General features: G+C 68.2%; 20 protein-coding genes. 9 read left to right on the forward strand and 11 right to left on the reverse strand.

The features are described 5' to 3' along the window. Window positions 1–6: 6 nt before the first annotated feature. From ACYX4S_RS09410 to tpiA, 5 genes are all read right to left on the reverse strand, one after another. On the reverse strand, window positions 7–1,170 hold the full coding sequence (locus ACYX4S_RS09410) for an efflux RND transporter periplasmic adaptor subunit (RefSeq protein WP_476362715.1): 1,164 nt from the start codon (window positions 1,168–1,170) through the stop codon (window positions 7–9). Between the two features lie 212 nt (window positions 1,171–1,382). Next, complete coding sequence (locus tag ACYX4S_RS09415; protein WP_476362716.1) at window positions 1,383–2,243, reverse strand: VOC family protein; 861 nt, start codon at window positions 2,241–2,243, stop codon at window positions 1,383–1,385. Between the two features lie 90 nt (window positions 2,244–2,333). Beyond that, a complete protein-coding gene (locus ACYX4S_RS09420; RefSeq protein WP_422068652.1) occupies window positions 2,334–3,962 on the reverse strand; it encodes a CTP synthase in 1,629 nt (542 codons plus the stop codon). 143 nt (window positions 3,963–4,105) lie between these two features. Beyond that, window positions 4,106–4,501, reverse strand: a complete 396-nt coding sequence (gene secG / locus ACYX4S_RS09425) for a preprotein translocase subunit SecG (protein WP_476362717.1) — start codon at window positions 4,499–4,501, stop codon at window positions 4,106–4,108. 100 nt (window positions 4,502–4,601) lie between these two features. Continuing rightward, the gene (gene tpiA / locus ACYX4S_RS09430) at window positions 4,602–5,354 is read right to left on the reverse strand and encodes a triose-phosphate isomerase (protein ID WP_476362718.1); all 753 of its coding nucleotides are present in this window, start codon (window positions 5,352–5,354) and stop codon (window positions 4,602–4,604) included. Window positions 5,355–5,653: 299 nt separating this feature from the next. Here tpiA and ACYX4S_RS09435 point away from each other — a divergent pair, with 299 nt between their 5' ends. The 6 genes from ACYX4S_RS09435 to lexA all read left to right on the forward strand — a co-directional run bounded on the left by ACYX4S_RS09435 (window position 5,654) and on the right by lexA (window position 12,236). After that, window positions 5,654–7,546 carry a peptidylprolyl isomerase gene (locus ACYX4S_RS09435; RefSeq protein ID WP_476362719.1) on the forward strand — a complete coding sequence of 631 codons (1,893 nt, stop codon included), beginning with the start codon at window positions 5,654–5,656 and terminating at the stop codon, window positions 7,544–7,546. 20 nt (window positions 7,547–7,566) lie between these two features. Next, window positions 7,567–8,595, forward strand: a complete 1,029-nt coding sequence (gene trpD / locus ACYX4S_RS09440) for an anthranilate phosphoribosyltransferase (RefSeq protein ID WP_422068648.1) — start codon at window positions 7,567–7,569, stop codon at window positions 8,593–8,595. Beyond that, window positions 8,588–9,400, forward strand: a complete 813-nt coding sequence (gene trpC, locus ACYX4S_RS09445; protein ID WP_422068647.1) for an indole-3-glycerol phosphate synthase TrpC — start codon at window positions 8,588–8,590, stop codon at window positions 9,398–9,400. Before trpD ends, trpC begins: the two co-directional genes overlap by 8 nt. Window positions 9,401–9,419: 19 nt before the next feature. Then, window positions 9,420–9,947 (forward strand): cyclic pyranopterin monophosphate synthase MoaC, encoded by a 528-nt coding sequence (moaC, locus tag ACYX4S_RS09450; RefSeq protein ID WP_293723224.1) that lies wholly within the window; start codon window positions 9,420–9,422, stop codon window positions 9,945–9,947. After that, on the forward strand, window positions 9,944–11,170 hold the full coding sequence (locus tag ACYX4S_RS09455; RefSeq protein ID WP_476362720.1) for a molybdopterin molybdotransferase MoeA: 1,227 nt from the start codon (window positions 9,944–9,946) through the stop codon (window positions 11,168–11,170). Before moaC ends, ACYX4S_RS09455 begins: the two co-directional genes overlap by 4 nt. Window positions 11,171–11,516: 346 nt before the next feature. Next, entirely contained in the window at window positions 11,517–12,236 is a 720-nt protein-coding gene (lexA, locus tag ACYX4S_RS09460; protein ID WP_476362721.1) for a transcriptional repressor LexA, read from the forward strand. Between the two features lie 46 nt (window positions 12,237–12,282). Here lexA and ACYX4S_RS09465 read toward each other — a convergent pair whose 3' ends face one another. Beyond that, window positions 12,283–15,192, reverse strand: a complete 2,910-nt coding sequence (locus ACYX4S_RS09465) for a ComEC/Rec2 family competence protein (RefSeq protein WP_476362722.1) — start codon at window positions 15,190–15,192, stop codon at window positions 12,283–12,285. Window positions 15,193–15,647: 455 nt separating this feature from the next. Here ACYX4S_RS09465 and gltX point away from each other — a divergent pair, with 455 nt between their 5' ends. The 3 genes from gltX to ACYX4S_RS09480 all read left to right on the forward strand — a co-directional run bounded on the left by gltX (window position 15,648) and on the right by ACYX4S_RS09480 (window position 19,729). Then, window positions 15,648–17,075 carry a glutamate--tRNA ligase gene (gene gltX, locus ACYX4S_RS09470; RefSeq protein ID WP_476362723.1) on the forward strand — a complete coding sequence of 476 codons (1,428 nt, stop codon included), beginning with the start codon at window positions 15,648–15,650 and terminating at the stop codon, window positions 17,073–17,075. 236 nt (window positions 17,076–17,311) lie between these two features. Beyond that, complete coding sequence (gltA, locus tag ACYX4S_RS09475) at window positions 17,312–18,604, forward strand: citrate synthase (protein ID WP_293723213.1); 1,293 nt, start codon at window positions 17,312–17,314, stop codon at window positions 18,602–18,604. A gap of 123 nt (window positions 18,605–18,727) precedes the next feature. Then, window positions 18,728–19,729, forward strand: a complete 1,002-nt coding sequence (locus ACYX4S_RS09480) for a hypothetical protein (RefSeq protein WP_476362724.1) — start codon at window positions 18,728–18,730, stop codon at window positions 19,727–19,729. Between the two features lie 3 nt (window positions 19,730–19,732). Here ACYX4S_RS09480 and lpxB read toward each other — a convergent pair whose 3' ends face one another. The 5 genes from lpxB to lpxD are packed head-to-tail and all read right to left on the reverse strand — an operon-like array spanning window position 19,733 to window position 24,220. Continuing rightward, window positions 19,733–20,953, reverse strand: a complete 1,221-nt coding sequence (lpxB, locus tag ACYX4S_RS09485) for a lipid-A-disaccharide synthase (protein WP_476362725.1) — start codon at window positions 20,951–20,953, stop codon at window positions 19,733–19,735. Further along, window positions 20,946–21,857, reverse strand: a complete 912-nt coding sequence (locus ACYX4S_RS09490; RefSeq protein WP_476362726.1) for an LpxI family protein — start codon at window positions 21,855–21,857, stop codon at window positions 20,946–20,948. Before ACYX4S_RS09490 ends, lpxB begins: the two co-directional genes overlap by 8 nt. Before the next feature lie 3 nt (window positions 21,858–21,860). After that, on the reverse strand, window positions 21,861–22,661 hold the full coding sequence (lpxA, locus tag ACYX4S_RS09495) for an acyl-ACP--UDP-N-acetylglucosamine O-acyltransferase (protein ID WP_476362727.1): 801 nt from the start codon (window positions 22,659–22,661) through the stop codon (window positions 21,861–21,863). A 10-nt stretch (window positions 22,662–22,671) separates the two neighbouring features. Then, window positions 22,672–23,136: a 3-hydroxyacyl-ACP dehydratase FabZ gene (gene fabZ / locus ACYX4S_RS09500; protein WP_293723205.1), complete on the reverse strand. Its 465-nt coding sequence runs from the start codon at window positions 23,134–23,136 to the stop codon at window positions 22,672–22,674. A 10-nt stretch (window positions 23,137–23,146) separates the two neighbouring features. Beyond that, window positions 23,147–24,220, reverse strand: a complete 1,074-nt coding sequence (gene lpxD / locus ACYX4S_RS09505) for a UDP-3-O-(3-hydroxymyristoyl)glucosamine N-acyltransferase (RefSeq protein WP_476362728.1) — start codon at window positions 24,218–24,220, stop codon at window positions 23,147–23,149. Window positions 24,221–24,251: the final 31 nt, after the last annotated feature.

Raw genomic sequence — 24,251 nt, forward strand, 5'->3', positions numbered from 1 at the left:
CAGGCGTTACTCCGCCGGCTTGGCGTCGGCCGCCGCGTTGGGGTCGGTCGCCGTCTTGACCGGCACGCCGGGACGCACCTTCTGCAGGCCGAGCGTGATGACGCGCTCACCCTGCTGCAGTCCCTTGGTAACCACGAAATCCGAACCGACCTGGGCGCCGAGCTCGACCTGGCGCTGCTCGACCAGGTTCTTGTCGTTCACCGCCAGCACGAAGGGGCCCTGCTGGTTGCGCTGGATCGCCGCCTGCGGGATCACCAGTTCCTTCTGCGCCTTCTGCGCCTCGATCACGACGCTCACGAAGGTGCCGGGAACCAGGAGACCGTCCTTGTTGTCGAACTTGGCGCGCAGGGAGATCGTGCCCGTCTTGGGATCGACCCGGTTGTCGAGGAACACGATGTCGCCGTTCTCGCCATAGGTCTCGTTGTTGGGCAGCACAAGGTGCACGTCCGGAATGTCCTCGGCAACGATGGAGCCGGCGGCTCCCCGTCCCTTCACCGTGTCCAGGAGCTGCTTTTCACTGATGGCGAAACTCACATAGACCGGCGCCTTGCTGACCAGGCGTGTGATGGGGCCGCTGTTGGGGCCGAGCACATCGCCGACGCTGAAGGCCGTCTTGCTGATCTGGCCGTCGAAGGGTGCCGAAATCTCGGTGTAGCTGAGGTTGAGCTTTGCCGTCTTCAGCCGGGCATCGGCTGCCTCGACGTTCGCGTCGGACTGCTCCTTGGCCGCCGTGGTCGCGTCGAACTTGGCCTTGGAGATGTGGCCCTTCTGGTAGAGATCCGTATCGCGGGCCAAATCGGCTGCCTTGAGCGCGGCATCCGCGCGGGCATTGGCCACATCCGCCTCGGCCGAGGCGACGGCCGCCTCGTAGGAAGTCTTCTCGATCGAGAACAGCAGCTGGTCCTTCTTGACCATGGCGCCGTCGTCGACGTGCTTGGCCTCCAGGAAACCGGACACGCGGGCAAGGATCTGGACATCGTCCACCGCCTGGATCTGGCCGACGAAGGTCGTCGACTGGCGCACGTCCTTGTTCTGGGCCGCGGCGACGGTCACGGTCGGCGGTTCGGGCTTCTTCGCCGCTGTATCGTCGGACGGATTGCAGGCGGCAAGCGCGAGAACCGCGAGAGCGGCGGCCGAGGCCCTGAGCAGTGCCCTGGTCGAGTGAGACATGGTTCCGTCCTTCTTCAAGCTCTCCGGCGACGCGATTCCCGATCGTCGGCCCGGCTCCAAGCAGACCGGGCGAGCCGCCCGATCGTGCACTTCATGCGTGTCTTTTGGAACGCCCGGGGTTTCGGTCCGGTAAAGGCAGCCGCAACCGTCTCCGCACCCCCTTGTTCGTTCCCGTTGTCTTGCCCCTGCCCTGAGGAAAGACTACGCGCGGATCACACGAACACAAGCGTGATGCCGAAGGCATCGGCGGCCCGCAGGCGCAATCCCTCCGACACCCGGTCCATGGACAGGCCAGCATCGGCGGCGCGGCGCGCAATCGCCTCGACATCGCCGCCGGCAAGCACCAGCGCGGCAAGACGGTTGCCCTCCACCGGCGCCATGTCGTCGCCAAACAGTGCGCCATAGGCGGCCGGTGTCATGATGCGGATGTCGCCGCGCGGGGTCGAGATCGTGATGCCGAGGCTGGTGGCGCGCATCTCGCGCCGCCCGGTGAACGCCTTCCAGAACTCGGCCTGGTCGGCCGGCTCGTCCGTCGTCAGCACGACCGCCTCGAGCGCGCGCACGCCGTTGCCGTGGGTCTGGTAGGCGCTGGACCAGAAGTTTTCCGGAAACAGGTTGTGACAGGTGAAATAGCCGAGCGACGCGTCGAGCGGGTTTTCGACGAAGGTGAGATCGAAGCGGACCTCGCGCGTCGTGCCGTCGGAAAGCTCCTGGGTGCGACCGAAGGAGAACGGCTCGAAGACCTTCAGGCCGGCGGCCTCGAAGGAGGCGCGATCGGAGGCCGCGTCGCCGCTTTCCAGCACGATCATCGAGCCGCCCTCGCCACGGGCGAGGAAATCGCGATTGAAGGCACCGAAGGACAGCGTGCCGGGTGCCGCATCCGGGATCGCGGCATCGCCACCGATCGTCAGAAGTTCGAGAAAGGCGCCGTCAAGCTGGACGAGGCGGTTCTCCGTGCCCCAGGGATGACGGGCACGCGGGGTCACCGTGAACCCGAGCGTTTCGAACAAGGCGGCGGCGGCATCGAGATCGCGCACCGGCCAGACGACATGATCGAGACCGCGTGGCCGCACGCCCGCCCCTCCCCTCTTGTGTTGCCCGGACCGCTCCCGCGTCCGGGTCGCCCCCGCCGCGCGGGTTGCGCGGCGGAAGGCTCGTAACATTCACACCAGCCGGCTCTGCTCCACCGCCGCGGCGACGAAGGAGGCAAAGAGCGGATGCGGCTCGAAGGGCCGCGACTTCAGCTCCGGGTGATACTGCACGCCGATGAACCACGGATGATCGTCGATCTCCACGGTCTCCGGCAGCGCCCCGTCCGGCGACGTGCCGGCGAAGCGCAGCCCCGCCTGCTCCAGGCGCTCGCGATAGCCGATGTTCACTTCATAGCGATGACGGTGACGCTCGGAAATTTCCTCGCTGCCGTAGATCGCGGCGATGCGCGACCCCTCCTCCAGCTTCGCCGGATAGGCGCCGAGCCGCATGGTGCCGCCGAGTTCGCCGTCGGCCGCACGCTGCTCCAGCGTGTTGCCGCGCGCCCATTCGGTCATAAGGCCGACGACCGGCTCGCTCGTCTCGCCGAACTCGGTCGAATTGGCGGCCGTGATGCCGGCGAGATTGCGCGCGGCCTCGATGACCGCCATCTGCATTCCGAAGCAGATGCCGAAATAAGGCACGTTGTGGGTGCGCGCGAAACGGGCGGCGGCGATCTTGCCTTCCGCGCCGCGCTCGCCGAAGCCGCCGGGCACGAGAATGCCGTTGACGTGCTCGAGCCAGGGCGAGGGATCCTCCTTCTCGAAGATCTCCGAATCGATCCACTCGGTCTTGACCCGCACGTGGTTCGCGATGCCGCCATGCACGATCGCCTCGATCAGCGACTTGTAGGCATCCTTGAGCACCGTGTACTTGCCGACGATGGCGATGGTGACCTCGCCCTCGGGATTGGCGAGGTTCTCCGAGATCTCCGTCCAGCGCGACAGGTCCAGCGTCGGCGCGCCGGTGATGCCGAAGGCGGAGAGCACCTCCTCGTCGAGCCCTTCCTCGTGATAGGCGATCGGCACGTCGTAGATCGACTTGACGTCATAGGCCGGCACGATGGCGCTCTCGCGGACATTGCAGAAGAGCGACAGCTTGCGCCGCTCGCCGTCCGGGATCTTGCGATCGCAGCGCACCATGAGAATGTCGGGCTGGATGCCGATGGAGCGCAGTTCCTTCACCGAGTGCTGGGTCGGCTTGGTCTTCAACTCGCCCGCCGTCGCGATGAAGGGCATCAGCGTCAGGTGGATATAGACCGCGTGGCCGCGCGGCAGCTCGTTGCCGAGCTGACGGATCGCCTCGAAGAACGGCAGTCCCTCGATGTCGCCCACCGTTCCGCCGATCTCGCACAGCACGAAGTCATAATCCTCGTTGCCGTCGAGCACGAAGGCCTTGATGGCGTCCGTGACGTGGGGAATCACCTGCACCGTGCCGCCGAGGTAGTCGCCCCGGCGCTCCTTGGCGATGATCTCCTTGTAGATCCGCCCGGTGGTGATGTTGTCCTGCTTGTTGGCGGGACGTCCGGTGAAACGCTCGTAGTGGCCGAGGTCCAGATCCGTCTCGGCCCCGTCGTCGGTGACGAAGCACTCGCCGTGCTGATACGGGCTCATGGTGCCCGGATCGACGTTCAGATAGGGATCGAGCTTGCGCAGCCGGACCCTGTAGCCGCGGCCCTGCAGAAGCGCTCCAAGGGCCGCAGACGCAAGCCCCTTGCCGAGCGAAGACACCACGCCGCCAGTGATGAAGATGTATCGCGCCATGGGCAATTACCATAAGTCTTCGGGCGGCGATTCGTCCGCCCGGTCGTGAGTTAACACACAAGAAAATGCCCCGCGAAACCGCGTCGCGGGGCATCGGATGAGATCGTTGCGCCGGGGCCGGCGATCGCCGGCCCGAAAGCGGCTTACTCGGCCGCGGGAACCTGCGGTCCGCTCGGCGCGGGCTGCGTGTCCTGTTGCGTGCCGCCCTGGGGGCGAAGCTGGTCGAGAATGCCGTTGCCGGACCCGCTGGTACCGTCCGCCGCCGGGCCCGAGGTGGGCGTGCCGGGAGCGGCATCGAGGATGGAGGCGGGACGCTCGTCCATGCGGGCCAGAATCGCCAGCGCGATCGAGGTCGCGAAGAAGGCGACCGCAAGCGCCGCCGTGGCGCGGGTCAGGATGTTGGCGCTGCCGCGCGCGGTCATCATGCCGCCACCGCCGCCGCCGATACCGAGCGCGCCACCTTCGGAACGCTGCAGCAGCACGACAAGCACGAGGGCAAGCACCACCATCAGGTGAATAACGATGAGAACGGTTTCCATCGAGGACCAGTCTTTACTGTGAGAATTTGCGCGGGTTCTACACCAAGCCCGCGCGTGTTTCCACCCTTGATCTCCGCCGCGCGACCACCACGGGCGGGGATCAGTCGAGGGCCGCGAGAATACCGAGGAAGTCGACAGCCTTCAGGCTGGCACCGCCGACGAGCGCGCCATCGACATCGGGCACGCCCAGAAGCTCGCCCGCGTTCGACGGCTTCACCGAACCGCCATAGAGAAGACGCATCGCCCGCCCCTCGTCGCCGAAGCGGCGCACGAGTTCCGAGCGCATGAAGGCATGCATGACGGCGACATCCTCCACCGTCGGCGTCAGACCGGTGCCGATGGCCCAGATCGGCTCATAGGCAACGACCAGGTTGGCCCCCGTCGCGCCCTCGGGAAGCGATCCGGCGAGCTGGCGTCCGACCACCTCTTCCGCGATTCCGCCGCGACGTTCCTCCTCGCTCTCACCGACGCAGACGATGGCCGTCAGGCCCGCACGCCAGCCGGCCTCCGCCTTGGCGCGCACCTCGGCATCGCTCTCGCCATGGTCGGCGCGCCGCTCGGAGTGACCGACGATGACGAGGGAAGCGCCCGCATCGGCAAGCATTTCCGCCGAGATATCCCCCGTGTAGGCACCCTTCTCGGCGGCGTGGCAATCCTGCCCGCCGATCAGGAGCGGCGATCCCGACGCCGCCGCGACGGCCGAGGACACCAGCGTTGCCGGCGGGCAGATGGCGACGTCGGCGGCCGGAGCCGGACCGATTCCTGCAACGATCGAACCGAGCTCGCCGAGCGACGACGACAGCCCGTTCATCTTCCAGTTTCCGGCGATCAGCGGGCGAAGCGGTGCGGTCATGTCTCTCGTCTCCCGAAGCGGCGCGCCGTATCCCTGGTGAAACGGACCGCGCCTGTATCTCGATGCTTGCGTGGCGTAGCAGAATTTCGCGCACGATCAAGCGCGCGACGCCCGGCGCACGCCTCCGGATCTAGTCCCGGCGGAGGGCGCCCGCCCCTGCGCGAACAAGGCGCGAAGCCGCCCCTGCCCCGCCTTGCCCTCACAGCGTGGCATCTCTATGATCCGCGCGCTCCGGCAAGGCGATGCGTGTCAGCGCCGGACATCACCCGAGAACGCACGAGAACCGACGGACACCCCCTATGCTCAATACTCTGCGCGAAGGCGCAAAGTCCTGGATTTCGAAACTCCTCCTCATTCTTCTCGTGCTGAGCTTCGCGGTCTGGGGCATCTCGGGCAGCATGCTGAACATCGGCAGCGACAAGGTCGCCACGGTGGGAGACGAGGGCATCTCCGTCGTCGAGTTCGACCGCGCCTACCGCCAGGAGCTCGACCGCATCGGCCGCCAGATCGGCCGCCCGCTGTCGACCGTCGAGGGCGCGGCCTTCGGCCTGCCGGGCCAGGTGCTCGGCCAGCTTCTCGCGGAAGCCGCGCTGAACCAGACCGCGACCGACCTCAACCTTGGCGTCTCCGACGAAGAGATGGTGCGCCTGATCCAGACCGCGCCCGCCTTCCAGGCGCCCGGCGGCGGTTTCGACCGCGCCTTGCTCGCCCGCGTTCTGCAGGCCAACGGCTTCACCGAGGACGAGTTCGTCGCCGAGCGTCGTCGCTTCGAGGAGCGCCGCCAGATCGCCGAGGCCCTCGGCGGCGGCATCAAGACGCCCGCGCCGATGCTCGAGGCCTTCAACCAGCACGCCAACGAAACCCGCACGGTGAACTTCGTTGTTCTCGACGCGGCGGCCGCCGGCGAGATCCCCGCCCCCGACGCGGAGACCCTGTCGGCCTATTTCGAGGACAACAAGGCCCGCTTCCGCGCGCCCGAGTACCGCAAGGCCGTGCTTCTGGAGCTCACGCCGGAAAAAATCGCCAAGCCGGACGAGGTGAGCGAGGACGAGGTGCGGCAGGCCTACGAGGCCGACACCTCCCGCTTCGGCGAGCCGGAGCGTCGCCGCATCCTGCAGCTTTCCCTGACGAGCGAAGAGGCGCAGGACACCGCGCGCGCCGCCCTCGAGGCCGGCAAGAGCTTCGACGACATCCTCGCCGAACTGCAGATCAACGCCGAGGACATCGACCTGGGTCTGATGACGCGCGGCGACCTGGTGGATCCGGCAATCGCTGAGGCGGCCTTCGCGCTTGGCGAGGGCGAGGCTTCCGGTCTCGTCGAGGGGCGTTTCGCGCCGGTCCTGCTCAAGGTCACCGAGGTCAGCCCGGCGCACAAGACGCCGCTGGCGGAGGTCGCGGACACGCTGCGCCAGGAGATCGCGGTGGAAAAGGCCACACGCGAGATTCTCGACCTGCACGACGAGATCGAGGATGCGCGCGCCGGCGGCGCGACGCTGGCCGAGGTCTCGGAACGGTTCAACCTGACGCTCGACACGCCGCCGGCCTTCGACGCCCAGGGCAACACCATGGACGGCGGCAAGGCCACCCTTCCCGAGGTGGACGGGCTGGTCTCCGACGTGTTCGACAGCGACGTGGGCATCGAGACGGACGTGCTGCAGATGGGGCGCACCGGCTTCCTGTGGTTCGAGGTCTCCGAGGTCGTTCCGGCCCGTGACCGTTCGCTTGACGAGGTGCGCGACCAGGTCGTGGCCGCGTGGACCGAGGCCGAGCGCGGCAAGCGCCTCGATGCGGCCGCCGAGGAGATGGTCTCCGCCCTGAACGACGGCGGCGAGCTTGCGGCCCTTGCGGCGGAGCGGGGCACCGAGGTGCGGACCGCCGAGGGCGTGAAGCGCTCGACGAGCGGCGGACCGCTGCCGGCCGACGCGGTGAGCGGCGCCTTCTCCGGCCCGGTCGGAACCGTGGGCCGCGCGACCGCCTCCGACGGATCGCGAGTGGTCTACCGCGTCGCCGATGTGCAGGTGCCGGCCTTCTTCCGCGAACAGGGCGAGATCGCGACGCTCGACACGCGGCTTGGCGAGGCCCTTCAGGCCTCGATCATCGGCCAGTACGTCCAGGAGCGGGAAGCCGCGCTCGGCGTCAGCGTGAACCAGGCCAACCTCAACCGCGTCATCGGCGCCGGCCAGGGCGGCTGAGCGCCGCAAGGGGAACACGGATGAGCAACCTCAAGACCCTGATCGCGAAGGCGGCGGACGGAAACGCGCTCTCGCGCGAGGAAGCCCGGCAGGCGTTCGACACGATCATGTCCGGCGCGGCGACGCCCTCGCAGATCGGCGGCTTCCTCATGGCGCTGCGGGTGCGCGGCGAGACCGTGGACGAGATCGCCGGCGCGGTGGCCACCATGCGGGCGAAGATGCTGCCAGTGGACGCTCCCGCCGACGCGGTCGACGTGGTGGGAACCGGGGGCGATTCCTCCGGCAGCTACAACATCTCCACCTGCTCGGCCTTCGTGGTCGCGGGCTGCGGCGTTCCCGTGGCCAAGCACGGCAACCGTTCCATGTCGTCGAAATCCGGCGCGGCGGACGTGCTGATGGCGCTGGGTGTCGACATCGACATTCCGCCGGCGGCCATTTCCACCTGCATTCGCGAGGCGGGCCTGGGCTTCATGTTCGCGCCCAACCACCACTCGGCGATGAAGCACGTGGGCCCGGCCCGCGCGGAGCTGGGCACGCGCACCATCTTCAACCTGCTCGGACCGCTGTCCAACCCGGCCGGCGTGAAACGCCAGATGGTCGGCGTCTTCGCCCGCCGCTGGGTGGAGCCCATCGCCGAAGTGCTCAAGGCGCTCGGCGCCGAGGCCGCCTGGGTCGTGCACGGTTCGGACGGTCTCGACGAGATCACCGGCACCGGTCCCACCCATGTGGCAGAACTGAAGAACGGCGAGATCCGCAGCTTCGACGTGACGCCGGAACAGGTCGGCCTTCCCGTGTGCACGCCCGCCGACCTGAAGGGCGGCGAAGGTCCCGAGAATGCCGTGGCTCTGCGCCAGGTTCTGGAGGGCAAGCCGTCCGCCTATCGCGACACGGTGCTCATGAACGCGGGCGCGACCCTCGTGGTCGCCGGCAAGGCGGGCGACCTTGCCGAGGGCGTGAAGCTTGCCGCACAGGCGATCGACAGCGGCGCCGCGCTCAAGACGCTGGAGAAGCTCGTCGCCGTCTCGACCCGCGAGGCCGGACATGGCTGACATCCTGACCCGCATCGAGGCCTACAAGCGCGAGGAGATCGCCGCCGCCAGGGCCGCCGTCTCCCAGGCGGAGATCGAGGCGCGCGCCGCCGCCGCATCCGCCCCGCGCGGCTTCGCGGCTGCCCTTCGCGCGCGCAAGGCTGCGGGAGACTACGGTCTCATCGCCGAGATCAAGAAGGCCAGCCCTTCCAAGGGCCTGATCCGCGCCGACTTCGATCCTCCGGCCCTTGCCCGTGCCTATGAGGAGGGAGGCGCCGCATGTCTGTCCGTTCTCACCGACGGGCCCTCGTTCCAGGGCGCGCCGGAGTTTCTCGGCCAGGCCCGCGAGGCGACCGGCCTGCCGGCGTTGCGCAAGGATTTTCTCTACGAGACCTATCAGGTCTACGAGGCGCGCGCCTGGGGCGCGGACTGCATCCTCGTGATCCTGGCCGCACTGGACGACGAGACGGCGGCGAGCCTTGAGGCGACGGCGCTGGATCTCGGCATGGACGTGCTGCTCGAGGTTCATGACGCACGGGAGATGGAGAGGGCGCTGAAGCTGTCCTCCCCGCTCATCGGCATCAACAACCGGAACCTGCGGACCTTCGAGACCGACCTCGCCACCAGCGAGCAGCTTGCCCCGATGGTGCCCGCCGACCGGCTGGTGGTCGGGGAATCCGGCCTCTTCACGCCCGCCGATCTCGCCCGCATGGGCAAGGTCGGCATCTCCACCTTCCTGATCGGCGAGAGCCTGATGCGCCAGGCGGACGTGGCGGGCGCGACGCGCGCGCTGCTCGCCCGCGACACGGCCCCGCTCGCCGGCTGAGAGCCCGGGAACCAGCAGCATGAGCGAGCGCGAGAGCGAGCCCCGCCTCACCCATCTCGACGCCAGCGGCGCGGCGAGCATGGTCGATGTGGCGGACAAGGCGGAGACCTCCCGCGAGGCGGTCGCCGAGGGGCATGTGACCATGCTGCCCGAAACGCTCGCCATGATCCGTGAGGGCAACGCCAAGAAGGGCGACGTCATCGGCATCGCGCGCATTGCCGGCATCATGGCCGCCAAGCGCACCCACGAGCTCATTCCGCTCTGCCATCCGCTGGCGCTGTCCAAGGTCGCGGTCGAGATCGAGCCCGACGACTCGCTGCCGGGGCTGAAGGTCACCGCGCTGGTACGCGTTTCGGGGCGGACCGGCGTCGAGATGGAAGCGCTTACCGCCGTCAGCACGGCGTGCCTCACGATCTACGACATGGCGAAGGCCGTGGACCGGGGAATGGAGATCGGCGGCATTCGCGTGAACGCCAAGTCGGGCGGAAAATCCGGCGACTGGTCGCGCGGCGCGGACGGGCTCGTCAGACAGGACGACAGGTCGTGAGCGGCGACGGGCTCATCTCCGTCGAGGAAGCGCTCACGCGGTTGCTGTCGGGCACCGTTCCGCTCGGGAGCGAGGACATTGCGCTGTCGCGGGCCAACGGCCGGGTGCTCGCGCGTGACCTCGCCGCCCATCGCGACCAGCCCCCCTTCCCCGCCTCCGCCATGGACGGCTACGCGGTAAGGGCCGAAGACATCGCCGCGCCGCCCGCGCATCTCACGGTCATCGGCGAGGCCCCGGCGGGCCACGCGTTCAACGGCCGTGTCGGACCGGGCGAAGCCGTGCGCATCTTCACCGGCGCGCCCGTGCCCGAGGGCGCCGACACGATCCTGATCCAGGAAAACGCGACGCGCGAGGGCGAGCGGGTCACCGCTCTCGAGGCCGCCGCCCCGGGCCGCTTCATCCGCGCCGCGGGGCTCGACTTCGCGCAAGGCGAGGTGCTGCTCGCGCAGGGTCGCAGGCTCGGCTTTCGCGAACTGGCGCTCGCCGCCGCCATGAACCACGGCAGCGTGAGCGTCCATCGCAAGCCGAAGGTGGCCGTTCTCGCGACCGGCGACGAACTCGTCGCGCCGGGTGGCGATCCCGCCGCCGACCAGATCATCGCGTCGAACGACACGGGTCTCGCGGCTTTCGTCGAGGATTGCGGCGGCGAGGCGATCATGCTCGGCATCGCGCGCGACACACATGAGGCGCTCGCGGAGAAGATCCGTGCGGCGCAGGCGGCTGGTGCCGATATTCTCGTGACCCTCGGCGGCGCCTCGGTCGGCGACCATGATCTCGTGCAGGACGCGCTCGGCAACGCCGGCATGGACCTCTCCTTCTGGCGCATCGCCATGCGTCCGGGAAAGCCGCTGATGGCCGGACGCATCGACGACATGCGGGTTCTGGGTCTTCCGGGAAATCCGGTCTCGAGCCTCGTCTGCGCGCTGCTGTTCCTGAAACCGCTGATCCTCGCGCTTTCCGGACACCCGGACGCGGCCCGACCGCGACGGGAAATGCTGCCGCTCGCAAGTCCGGTTCCGGCCAACGACCGGCGCGAGGACTACCTGCGCGCCAGCCTTGTGTTCGGCGACGACGGCGTGGAACGGGTGCAGCCTTTCGAGCGGCAGGATTCCTCCATGCTCGCCACGTTCGCGCGGGCCGACGCCCTGGTGGTGCGCCCGCCCCACGCCGAAGCGCTGGAGCCCGGCGCGCCGGTGCCCGTGCTGCGCCTGCATCGCGGCTGATCCCCCTCCCCCTGTCGTCCCGTCTCCCGCCACCTTCCCTCCGCCGTCAAATCGCCGGTTGTGGAACAAGCCGGGAACGGGTAGGATCCGTTCATGATTTGTCCATCGCCTGAGTCGATGCGAAACGGACGTTTTCCGGCGTATCCGGCCCGCGGCACGCAGTTGGTGGCGGGCGTGTGAATTCGGCTCGAATACGGGCCGGCACATGGACGCAAGCGGTGGTGCGAACGCTACGAGATTGCCATGCACGGCCGGCACGACGGCCTGGCAAGACCGGACAAGGGGCGTATGGCGAATGGCCGGGCTCCGCGTAACGGTCCGGCCCAAGGAAGAGGATTGCCGAAGGATGTTGACGCGCAAGCAGCACGAGTTGCTCCTCTTCATACATGAGCGTCTCAAGGAGACGGGCGTTCCGCCCTCGTTCGACGAGATGAAGGACGCGCTCGACCTGCGCTCCAAGTCCGGCATTCACCGTCTCATCACGGCGCTCGAGGAGCGTGGCTTCATTCGCCGGCTTCCCAACCGGGCCCGGGCGCTTGAGATCGTCAAGCTGCCGGAATCGGTGGCGCCGGGGCTCGCGGCCAACCGGGGCCGGGGCTTCTCGCCCTCCGTCATCGAGGGATCGCTCGGAAAACCCGCCGACACGCCTCCCCCGCCCCCCGCTCAGGACATGCCGGAGACCGAAAACGTGTCGATCCCGGTCATGGGCCGGATCGCTGCGGGAGTTCCCATCGAGGCGATCCAGAGCCACAGCCATTCCATTGCCATCCCCGCCGACCTGCTCGGCAACGGCGAGCACTATGCGCTTGAGGTGCGCGGCGATTCCATGATCGACGCCGGCATTCTCGATGGCGACACGGTGGTGATCCGTCGCACGGACAGTGCCGACAGCGGCGACATCGTGGTCGCGCTGGTGGACGACGAGGAAGCGACACTCAAGCGGCTGCGCAAGAAGGGGGCGTCCATCGCGCTGGAAGCCGCCAACCCGGCCTATGAGACACGTATCTTCGGTCCCGGCCGGGTTCGCGTGCAGGGGCGGCTCGTCTCCCTCTTCCGTCGCTACTGACCGGGGTGCCGGCGGGTCGTCGGCGATCTGCGGTCGACGGAAAGCCTCATGGCGTCGTTTCGAACGCGGCAAGGTCCGGAGCATCGCGACGCATGAAGGCCGGCCAGTCGTCCTCATCCGGGGCGTAGGCCGGTGACACGACTGGTGTGGCGCGGGCACGCGGCGTCCAGGGACGCGTGGTTTCATAGGTGACGCGCGCAAGCACGCTGAACGGCAGCCCGTCGCGTGTGCGGTGTCCCGTCGTGGTTTCGCGCAGGCCAACTTCCTTGGCGTCCGGTGGTCGCGGATCGAGATACAGCGCGACCGCGCCGTCGCGAGCAAGGCGCGGGCCATCGAAGACGATCGGCGCGGCGCAATCCGCCGGCGCCTGGAGCGGGGTGACCAGGATGTCCGCCCTGGCGCAGTCCCCGACAAGCGCCTCGGGCTTTCGTGTCAGGGCCAACACCAGCGCGCGCGGGACATGCCCTGCGTCATGCGGGTCATACGGGTCATGCGCGCCAAAACCGCCCTGAACTCCAAAGCGGCTCTGGCCTCCGAAGCGACTCTGGTCGCCGAAGTCGTTTCTGCCTGCAGAACTGGCCGGGTTCGCGGAAGCGCTCATGCTTGAGGCGCCCGGGCTTGTAGTGGGGCCCGAGCTTGTAGTGGGGCGCAGGCTTGCGGCCCTCGTCATCCGCTCCCCTGATTTGATGCCTGAATCGCCCTCCTCATGCCTGCTGCGGTCGTGGCTGCTGCCATCAGGCCGCCCGATCCCCTCGAAGGCACTCCCTCCCCCCGGACCGTGGGCAAGGGCGACGCAACCGCCTGGATCGCAGGACATGGCCGCACGGCCCCCGTCGCCTGGCGGTGCTCCTCCGCGTGCAAGGGGATAGGCACCGCCGCGCGCAAGCGCGTGGGACCCGTGATCGGCCGACGGAACACCCTCGGCCCGCAGCCACATCCCGGACAGGAAGCTTCCCGGACGCGCACTCACCCGCAGCCGCCCGTCCGCATCCCGAAGCGCGATCACGTCACCATCCGAAGCAATCAGGAGATCCGGCTGGCGATGGACCGCCTGCAGGCCGATGGCGGCGAGAAAGGGCACAAGCGCCAGACGACGCGCGCCCCCCGGCGCGAGGCACAGGACACCTCCGGCAAGCACGAAAAGCAGCGTCGCGATCAGCGAGGGGGCACCAACGACGCCCTCCGCCGGCGTCCACTGGTCCGCCCATGTGGCAACCGCGACGACCCGGTCGAGCGCCAGGCCCATCAGGGTCAGCGGCAGCACCTCGAGCCCGAACGGCAGCAGTGCCAGCGCCAGGACCGCCATGGGCATGACGACAAGCGTCACCAGCGGCATTGCAAGCAGGTTGACCAGAGGACCGAGCGGCGCCACCCGGTGGAAGTGGAAGGCGCCGATCGCTCCGGTCGCTAGACCCGCGACAAGCGATGTCAGCAGCAGGGCCCCGAACCAGCGAGCGACGCCACCGGACAGGGCACCCGCCGTCACGGTGGCCGCCCGGTCGCTCCGCTCGCGGGCGCGCAGGATGCGGCGCAATCCCTCATAGGCGGCAATCAGTGCGACCACGGCGGCGAAGGACATCTGGAAGCCGGGGTCGAGCAGGGATTCGGGCGCGGGCAGCAGGATCAGCAGCGCGGCGATGGCCGCGTTCCTGAGCGTCAGGGCGCGCCGCCCGGCCATGCGGCCGGCAAGCACGAGAGCCGTCATCACGAAGGCGCGCTGTGTCGCGACCGAGGCGCCCGAGATCGCAAGGTAGAATGCGGCGGCGGCCAGGGCCGCGCCGGCCGCCCACAGGTCGATCGGTTTCGTGTCGGAAACCTCGCGCATGAGTGCCAGCCCGGCGCGCACCACGAAGAAGACCGCACCGGAAAACAGCGCCATGTGCAGTCCGGAAATCGCGAGGATATGCGCAAGGCCGGTCGTGCGCAGCACCTCCGTCACCTCCGGTGGAATGGCACTGCGATCACCGACGATCAGCGCCACGGCAAGCGCGCCGGCCACCGTGTCGCGCCCGAGCGCGGCGGCGATGCGCGATGCGATCCCGCCCCGCAGGTCCGCAAGCCCGGCGGAAAGCCTCAGGCGGACGGGCGGTGGTCCGAGATCGATCTCGCGCGGCGCCGTGAAGGCGAAACCGGTCGCGCCGAGACGCGCGAAATAGGCGCGGAAGGCGAAGTCATAGCCGCCCGGCATCACCGCATCCGGTGGCGGCATCAGGCGCGCGCGCAAGGAGACGGCGGTCCCCACGCGCGGAGGCGGATCGCCGAGCCGCCCGCGCAGGGTGACACGAACGCGCCGGGGCATTTCGGCCGCCCGTAGCCGTCCGGCCTCGCGCAGCAGAAGCGTCAGGCGCAGCGATCCCGGGCGTTGCTCGACCGTCTCGACGAATCCCGAGACCGCGAGCGAGCGTGCCCGCTCAAGAACCGGTGCCGCCACAAGCGCTGTGCGCAGCGCCCCCGCGCCCACGCCGCCAAGCAGCAGCCCGGCGAGCAGGAACACGGCTCCACTCCTTCCGCGCCGCCTCGCATGAACAGCAAGCGCGAGGAACACGAGAGAGATCAGGCAAACGACAAGGGCCGACGGCTCCGCCGGCAGGGCGAAATACCCGGCAATCCCCGCGACGACGGCAAGGCTCGCCCAGGAAAGGCCGCGCCCCTCCTCCAGATCGCGCCGGACGCCCGCCCGGATCCGGCGAACGAAGGGGCCTCCAGGCTCGTCCCCCTCGTCTGCAAGGATTTCCCGAAAACGCCGCTCGCGCCGCCGGCTCTCAAGAATGGCCGCGAGCGAGGCGAACCGCCGCGCGCCACGGGCACGGGTCTTCTCATCGAAAGCCTTGCCGTCAGGCGCCTTGCCGTCAGGCGCGATCGTGTCGGCTCCGTCCGGTCCCGGAGCGGCGCCGTCGTCATCCCCCGCCCCGGCCGTCGCGCGTCGGCGGCCACCGTCCCGGCTCCCCGCTGCCATCGGCTGCCCCCCGGCGTCCGCCTGCGTTCACATTGCCCGCGTCTCCGTTGCCCGCCTGTCCGCCGTCTCCGTTGCCCGCCTGGCGGTCGCCGGCTGTGCTGTCGCGGTCCGGTGACGCCAGATCCCCTGGCACGGCGCGGGAGCCACCCTCACTCCCCCCTCGCGTGGAGGCCATCCTCTCGCGCCCCACACCGGGCAACGCGGATTTCGGCCTTGGGAAGCGGCAAAGGGCCATGCTAAACGGTGATCCGCCGCACATGGCCCAGGCAGCGTGCAATGCAACCCGACACACGCGCAAGATGCCATTCTTGCCAATACGCGGTTGCACCGTGGCCTGGCTCGTGCCGCATGTCGTGCCGGCCGCCCTCCTTCCGGGGCCGGAGGCCGACACCCGATCCGCCGAGGACACGACCAAGGCACGTCCACGATCTGACCGAAGAACGATAAGGCCCTTCATGACCGCTCCCGTCGTCACGCGTTTCGCTCCCTCGCCGACCGGCTTCCTGCACATCGGCGGCGCGCGCACCGCGCTCTTCAACTGGCTCTATGCCAAGCGTTTCGGCGGCAGGATGCTGCTGCGCATCGAGGACACCGACCGCGAACGCTCGACCGATGCGGCGATCGCCGCGATCCTCGACGGACTGACCTGGCTCGGCCTGGACTGGGACGGCGAGCCGATCTCCCAGTTCGCGCGCGCCGAGCGCCATCGCGAGGTGGCCGAGGAGCTTCTGGCGCGCGGCATGGCCTACCGCTGCTACGCCACGCAGGAAGACCTTGCCGCCATGCGCGAGGAGCAGAAGGCCAAGGGCCTGCCGCCGCGCTACGACGGGCGCTGGCGTGACCGCGACCCGTCCGAGGCGCCGGCCGGCGTTTCCCCCGCCATCCGGCTCAAGGCGCCGGTGGAAGGTGAAACGGTCATCGACGACAAGGTGCAGGGACGCGTGGTGTTCCAGAACGAGAACCTGGACGACCTCGTCCTGCTGCGTTCCGACGGCACGCCGACCTACATGCTGGCGGTGGTCGTGGACGATCACGACATGGGCGTCACCCATATCGTGCGCGGTGACGACCATCTCACCAACGCCGCCCGCCAGACGCTGATCTACAAGGCGCTCGGCTGGGACGTGCCGGTCATGGCGCATATCCCGCTGATCCACGGGCCGGACGGGGCGAAGCTGTCCAAGCGCCACGGCGCGCTCGGCGCCGAGGCCTATCGCGCCATGGGCTTCCTGCCGGCGGCCATGCGCAACTATCTCGCCCGCCTGGGCTGGAGCCACGGCGACGACGAGATCTTCTCCACCGACGACATGATCTCCTGGTTCGATCTCGACGCCATCGGCCGCTCGCCGTCGCGTTTCGACATGACCAAGCTGGAGAATCTCAACGGCCACTACATGCGGGACGCAAGCATCGAGGCGCTGATGGGCGATCTCGCCGCCTATCTGCCCCATGCCGAGAACGGCGCTCCGGTGATCGAGTGGCTCGCGAGCCCCGGGAACGAGGCGAAGTTCCGCGCCGCCCTCCCCGGTCTCAAGGAGCGCGCCAAGACGCTGGTGGAGCTTGTCGACAGCGCCGGCTACCTCTGGGCCAGCCGCCCGCTTTCGCTCGACGCCAAGGCGGACAAGCAGCTCGACGAGGCGGCACGGGCCATGCTCGGCGAGATCGCGGAGCGTTTCGACGCGCTTCAGGAGTTCACCGCCGAAACCACCGAGGCCTGCGTGCGCGCCTTCGCCGAGGAAAAGGACCTCAAGCTCGGCAAGGTGGCGCAACCGCTGCGCGCGGCGCTGACCGGGCGCACCACCTCGCCGCCCGTTTTCGACGTTCTGGACGTGCTGAGCCGGGCGGAATCGCTCGCCCGCATTCGCGATCAGGCCGGAGCCTGAAAAATCCGGCGCGGACGGACCTGCCCAAGCGGCACGCAAGGTTCCGCCCGCGCCAAAGGTGACGCCACGCTCACCATGCGACCTTTGCACCAGTCCCGCGCGCTTGCGGGTTGTCGGCAAATGGGATACGCAACATCCGACCTTTCCTCCCGCCGTGCGTTCGGCTCCGTCCTCCTTATACGGAAACCGGGCCGGGGATGCGCACGGCGCCCATCTCTCAAATGGGGGTAGCCTATATGAGCGACAAGACTGCCAAGCTGACCATCGGCGACACGTCCTATGATCTCGCCATGCGCGAGGGGTCCGTCGGACCGGACGTGCTCGACATCGGCGCGCTGTACCGCGACACCGGCTGCTTTACCTATGATCCCGGCTTCACCTCCACGGCGTCGTGCGAGTCCGCGATCACCTACATCGACGGCGACGAGGGCACCCTGCTCTATCGCGGCTATCCGATCGAGCAGCTGGCCGAACACGGTGACTTCCTGGAGAGCTGCTACCTGCTGCTCTACGGCGAGCTGCCGACCAAGGCGCAGAAGGACGACTTCGTGCATCGCGTGACCTATCACACGATGATCCACGAGCAGATGTCGCGCTTCTTCACCGGCTTCCGTCGGGACGCCCATCCGATGGCAATAATGGTAGGCACCGTGGGCGCGCTCTCGGCATTCTACCATGACTCCACCGACATCTCGGATCCGCACCAGCGCATGGTCGCGTCCCTGCGCATGATCGCGAAGATGCCGACGCTTGCGGCCATGGCCTACAAGTACCACGTCGGCCAGCCGTTCGTGTATCCGCGCAACGACCTCGACTACGCGTCGAACTTCCTGCACATGTGCTTCGCCGTCCCCTGCGAGGAGTACAAGGTGAACCCGGTGCTCGCGCGCGCCATGGACCGGATCTTCATCCTCCATGCCGACCACGAGCAGAACGCCTCGACCTCGACCGTCCGTCTCGCCGGCTCGTCGGGCGCCAACCCGTTCGCCTGCATCGCGGCCGGCATCGCCTGCCTCTGGGGCCCGGCACACGGCGGCGCCAACGAGGCGGCGCTCACGATGCTCTCCGAGATCGGGTCGGTCGACCGCATTCCGGAGTTCATCGCGCGCGCCAAGGACAAGAACGATCCGTTCCGTCTGATGGGCTTCGGTCACCGGGTCTACAAGAACTACGACCCGCGCGCCCGCATCATGCAGAAGACCACGCACGAGGTGCTGGCCGAGCTCGGCATCCGTGACGATCCGCTTCTGGACGTTGCCATGGAGCTGGAGAAGATCGCGCTCAGCGACGAGTACTTCGTGGAGAAGAAGCTCTACCCGAACATCGACTTCTACTCCGGTATCACGCTGCGTGCGCTCGGCTTCCCGACCACCATGTTCACGGTGCTGTTCGCCCTCGCGCGCACGGTCGGCTGGATCGCCCAGTGGAAGGAAATGGTCGAGGATCCGTCCCAGAAGATCGGCCGTCCGCGCCAGCTCTACACGGGCTCGGGACCGCGCGACTACACGCCGATCGCTCAGCGCCGCTGATCACGGGAGCCGCTCCCGACGAGAATACGAAAGGCCGCCCTTCGGGGCGGCCTTTTTTTGTCGTTGCGCAAGGACGGAGCGGCGCTAATCTTCTTCGTCGCCCCGCTCTCCCGGATCCCGCAGATGGCTCGCCAGATCAACGTGTTCTCTCCAGCCGACGCCGGTGTCTATCCCTTGCGCATCGCCGAATATCTTCATGCCCCGGGCACCCGCGTAACGCGCGGAACGGCCATCGTCCGCCTTGAAGGCGCGAAGGGAAACATCAGGCTTGCCGCACCCTTCGATGCGCTGATCGTGCGAAACGCAACGCTCAGCGGAACGACGCTGAACGAGCGCACCGCGCTCGTGACCCTCGAAGTGGCGGACGCGGACCTGCCGCCGGCAAGGCCCGCCGCCCCGGACCCGGAGCAACCGCCCGAACCGAAGGCAGGGAAAGCCGCCGCCGAACCACCCCATGCAGAAGCACGGCCGCGCATGGAGATACAAGCGTCGCGCACGAAACGCCGCCACGCGGTCGCCGCCGCGGCACTGGTCGCGGCCGCCTTCGTGTGGTGGGCCACCCCGACCACACGGGTAGCCCTTGTACTGACGGGCGGAGACATGTCCATCCTGACGCGCGCAATGCTGCGTGACGCCACCCGGATCCCCGCACGCCTGTTCGGAGAGCCGACCTCTCCGTCGGGCCCCACGACAGCGGGTTTCACACTCGAAAAGACCGGCAAGGCCTCCCTGCGCTGTACCGGCAAACACGTCTACTTCTTTGCCGGCTCGCTGTTTACCGGTGGCAAGGAGATCCGGAGCGAAACCGACAACGGCCTGGCCACCATCGACTTCGATTTTTCCAAGCGCCAGGCCTGCGTGCGGTTTGGCCGCATCCTGAAGTACGACGACGGATCGTTTCACGACGACCTCGAGGCCGCCGACTGCGTCGAGTATGAGCAACATCAGGGAAACGTGGAGCTAAACACCGCGCTGAACTTCAGTGTCGATTATGCAGAGGCTGCCCGGCTCCGCCTTTCGGACATGGCGCTCGCCTATGAAGAGGGCAGCGTCGACAAGGACACCCGCTCCGAAATCGTCGAGTCGACCAGCTATGACCTGACCTGCAACCCCGTCAAAGGGTGACAGTCAGGCGGACGGCGCATCGGAGCGCCCGGAGCCCTGGGCAACCTCGGCGACGATGCGCGCGGCGGCTCCGGCCTGGCTCTCGCCCCCGTCAAGCCGCATGTGCTCGTCAAGGCGGGCGAACGCGTCGAGTTGGCGGGCGCGCTGCGGCCCGTCCTCCAGCAACGGCGAGACGGCCTCCGCAAGTGCCTGCGGATTGGCACCGTCATCGAGATATTCCGGCACGACATTCTCGCCCAGGATGATGTTGGGCAGCACCATCGACGTCACGGAGGCGATGGGAAGAAACCGGTTCAGGTCCTTGATACGGCGATAGAACCAGTCGAGCTTGTAGGCCACCGCCATGGGGACGCCGGCAATCGCCAGTTCGAGCGTCACCGTGCCGGACGCCGCAAGCGCCGCATGGGCCCTGCGGAAGGCCGACAGCTTGTCCTCCTCTCCGGAGACCACCGTCACCGGCACCTCCCAGGACGCGACCTCCGCCTCGATGCGCGCCTTGTGACGCGTCACGGCGGGAAGCACGATCTCGAGATCGGGATGCGCGCGGGCGATGATGGCCACCCCCGCGCCGAAGTCCTTCAGCAATCGCGACAGCTCGCTGCCCCGGCTCCCGGGCAGCACCAGAAGCACCGGCGCGCCACCGGAGGCCAGATCCGCGCGTTCTCCCTCGCGCGGGCGCATCCGCGCGGCGTTCTCGATGATGGAGTGCCCCACGTAGTCCGTCCGGGGGCCGCCAAGGCGCTCATGCACCGCCGGCTCGAAAGGCAGGATCGCCAGAAGCCGGTCGACATAGACCGCCATCTTGCGCGCCCTGCCGGGCCGCCAGGCCCACACCGAAGGCGAGACATAGTCGACGATGCGGATGTGCGGCGCGCGCTTGCGGACCCTCTTGGCGACGTTGTGGGTGAAATCGGGACTGTCGATGATGACCAGCACGTCCGGATCGGTCGCGATGACATCGTCTACGGTCTGGTAGACGCGCCGCACGATGGTCGGCAACCGGCCGAGAACCGCGCTCAGTCCCATGACGGCAATATCGTCGATGGGAAACAGCGTCTCCATGCCCTCGGCGATCATCCGGTCGCCGGCAACGCCACGAAACACCACGTTGCCATCGAGACGGGCGCGCAGTGCGCGCATGAGCGGGGCGGCAAGCTGATCGCCCGATTCCTCGCCGACGACGAAATACACCTTCAATGGGCGTGCAACGGCCGCTTCACTCATCAGCCTGCCCCCCGGAGCGGTGCGCGAGCGGCGCGACACCATAGATGAACATGCCGTTCTCTCGCGCGGCCGCAAGCGTCGCCTCGCGCTCCGCGACGAGAACGTGGCCGGCCTCGATGCCGATTCCGGAAAGCCCTGCCTCACGGGCGAGGCGGACCGTATCGGGCCCGATGGCCGGCAGATCGACCCGTAGATCCTGTTGCGGCTTGGCGCATTTCACCAGCACGCCTCCCTTCCGGCGCACGCGTCCCGCCGCGCGAACCTCGGCGCAGCGTCGCAGCATGGCATCCGTGCCTTCCGCCGCTTCCACCGCGATCACGCGGCTGCCGACGACCACCGCCGCCTGGCCGATGTCGAGGCGACCCAGGTCGACGACCGCGCGTACGGCCAGGGCCAGTTCCGCCGCGACCTCGGCCGCAGGCTCCGGGCCGGCAAGCGGGCCCGCTCCCGCCAGAAGGTCGGGCGCGATCTCATGGGCGCCGATAACGCGGAACCCCTCCTCCTCGAACAGGCGGATGACCTTCTTCAGCAGGCTGTCGTCGCCGCCGACAAGCGTCGCGACGATCCTGGGGAGACGGCGCATGGTGCCGAAGTCACCAATGATCTTGCGCATGTCCGGACGTTTCGCGATGCCGCCGATCATCACCAGATCGCGGCAGCCCTCGCGGGTCAGAAGATCGGCGAGCTTGCCGATCTGGCCGAACCCGAGCCATGTGGGCGACAGGACATCGATCGCGGGATCCGCCTCGCCCTCGATGGCGACGGGCACCACCTTTCGCCCGCGCGCGCGCGCCGCGGCAACGACCTCGAGCGGAAGGCGTCCGCTGCCGCAGATGACCCCGACGGGCGCGAGCGACGCCGCACCGTCATCGGTGCCCCTGGCGAAGGCGCCCGGCGCGGTCACGGTTCAGGCGTCCGGATCGGGAGTGCAGAAACGACGGTCGGAGTCCGCCAGGATAAAGTCGGTCACCCGGCGCACGAGCGTGCCCGCCTCATGGGCGCCGGCGAGCGCCTCGGCGCGCTGGCGCAGCGTTCCCTCACCGCTTTCGAAAAGCTCACGGTAGGCGGCCCGCAGCGCATGGATTTCCTCACGCGGATAGCCATGCCGCTTCAGGCCCACCAGGTTGAGGCCGTTCAGCTTTGCCCGGTTGCCCATGACCATGCCAAAGGGAATAAGGTCGTTCTCAAGCCCGGCAAGACCGCCCACGAAGGCATTGTCCCCGACGCGCGTGAACTGGATCACGGCCGCGCCGCCGCCCATGATCACGTGATTGCCAACGCTCACATGGCCGGCGATCATCACGTTGTTGGACAGGACCACCCCGTCGCCCAGGCGCGAATCGTGGCCGACATGGGAATTCGCCAGGAAGGCGCAGCGATTGCCGACAATTGTTTCGCCGCCGCCGCCCTCGGTGCCGGCGTTCATGGTGACGCCCTCGCGGATCATGCAGTCGCTGCCGATCGCGAGGCTCGCCTCCTCGCCCCTGTACTTGAGATCCTGGGCCTGATGGCCGAGCGAGGCGAAGGGAAACACGATCGTGCGCGCACCGATGCTGGTGCGCCCGGCCACGACCACATGCGACTTGAGCTCGACGCCGTCGCCAAGCTCCACATCCGCCCCGACGTGGCAGAAGGGGCCGATGCGCACACCTTCTCCCAGACGCGCGCCATCCTCGACGACTGCCGTCGGATGCAACCCTTCACCCATCACTCTTGCCTCATCCGTCCACCAGCATGGCGCTGATCTCGGCTTCCGCGACCTTCACGCCGTCCACCAGGGCGACGCCGTCGAACTTCCAGATGTTCGTCCGGTTGCGGATCTTCTTCATGTGGTACTCGAGCCTGTCGCCCGGAAGCACCGGCTTGCGGAACTTGGCCTTGTCGATGGTCATGAAATAGACCAGCGTCGGCTTGCCGCCCTGCCCGCGCGAGTTGACGCAGAGCGCGCCCGCCGTCTGGGCCATGCCCTCTATGATGAGCACGCCCGGCATCACCGGCTGCCCGGGGAAATGCCCCTGGAAGTGCGGCTCGTTGGCGGTCACGTTCTTGATACCGACAGCCGCCTCGTCGCCCTTCATGTCGACGATACGGTCAACCATCAGGAACGGATACCTGTGCGGCAGCAGTTCCAGGATGCGCATGATGTCGGCGCTGTCCAGCACCGTCGCCCCGCCCTCGCTCATCTCGACGTCCTCAACTCTTCTCGTCCTTGTTCTTGCGCGCGGGACGGTCACCCAGCCCCCGCTCCGCCAGCTTACTCAAGGTCATGACCTCACGGAACCAGACCTTTACCGGCTTTGCCGGCACACCGCCATAGCGTGCGCCGGCGGGAACGTCTCCCTCGACAACGCTGACGGCGGCAATCTGCGCGCCCATGCCGATCGTGACATGGCCTCGCACGCCCGACTGGCCGCCGATGGCGACATAGTCCTGCAGGGTGGCGCTGCCGGAAATCCCGACCTGGGAAACGATCACGCAGTGCCGACCGATCACGACGTTGTGGCCAATCTGCACCTGATTGTCGATCTTGGTGCCCTCACCCACGATCGTGTCGCGGTTCGCGCCGCGGTCCACGGTCGTGTTGGCACCGACCTCGACGTCGTTCTGGATGATCACCCGGCCGATCTGCGGCACCTTGAGATGGCCCGCCGCGCCCATGGCGAAACCGAACCCGTCCTGACCGACGCACACGCCGGGATGCAGGATCACGCGGTCGCCGAGCAGCGCGTACTGAAGAACCGCATTGGCGCCGATGGAGCAGTCACGTCCGATGCGCACGCCCGGACCGATCACCGCATTGGCCTGAATGCGCGTGCCCGCGCCGATTTCCGCGCCGGCACCAATGACGACACCGGCCTCGACCACGACACCGGCCTCGAGGGTGGCGCTGTCCGACACGCGCGCGAACTCGGACACACCCTCGCTCGCATCGATCACCGGCGGGCGCATGGAGGCGGGATAAAGCCGCCCCAGGATCATGCCCCAGGCACGATACGGTTCGCCGACCACGATCGGCACGACACCGTCCGGCACCTTGTCCGCGAACCGCCTGGCAACGAGGCAGGCCGCTGCCCGCGTTTCGGCGAGCATCGGCAGATACTTCACATTGTCGAAGAAAACGAGCTGGCCGGGAGCGGAATCCTCGAGCGGTCCGACCGCCGCGATCTCGACCTCGCCGCCGTCACGCGGAAGCTCGCCACCCACCCATTCGGCCAGCGTGGCCACCGGAACGGGATCGAATGGCGGAAGGAAAACCGGATCGCTCATGGCACTGCCCATAACAAATCCGGCCGCCGGG

Source organism: Stappia sp. ABD4_338, assembly GCF_056312175.1.